At 46.4% G+C, this 601-nt stretch carries 1 protein-coding gene; it reads left to right on the top strand.

Annotated features, from left to right (window positions below; genetic code table 11):
* On the top strand, positions 1-601 hold a 601-nt coding region (locus tag R7Z49_RS26300; RefSeq protein WP_318112603.1), incomplete at both ends, for a DUF3541 domain-containing protein.

The raw sequence follows: 601 nt of genomic DNA, 5'->3' as shown, positions 1-601 counted from the left end.
GTACGGCTTAAAGCACCAACAAGATAAAACACTGCGAGAAATCATTCGTCGTTACGATTTTACTCGCTACGCCACCGATAAAGAGATGATTGAAGCATGGGCGGCGCAGTTGGCAAATCAGGTCTATTGGCTGCGTCAACTGGGTGAACAAGATGTGGTGAACGCGTTCATTGAAGCATTCCGAGCGACCTACCCCGACGACAATGATAAAAAGCTCTCTGCTCAGCAATACGGCAACAAAATCTATGGCATGACGCACATCATCTTTGCCGACTCTCAGTATTATCAAAAGCGCGTGAATGAAGCGGATCATCAATGGATTTATGATTACTTCCGCGACAACATCGACACGATTTTATTGCGTGCAAAAGAAGACATCATTGCCGAAGTAGGTATTTCATTTTTACTGGCTGGCCTTGACCACGATCCCGTCGTTGAGAAAACACGCCAAGCGATTCGAGATGCCATCAGCACCGAACAAGGGATGATCCCATCCGTTGATGGTGACTTTGATCTAAAGTATGGGGAACATCGCAATGTGCTCGCGATTATGCTTTTAGATTGGAAAGGTGTGCACAAGGCACCAACATATCAAGCGCAC

The organism is Vibrio sp. 1562 (assembly GCF_033340155.1).
Classification (GTDB): domain Bacteria; phylum Pseudomonadota; class Gammaproteobacteria; order Enterobacterales; family Vibrionaceae; genus Vibrio; species Vibrio alginolyticus.
This window is presented reverse-complemented; position numbering and strand designations above follow the sequence as displayed.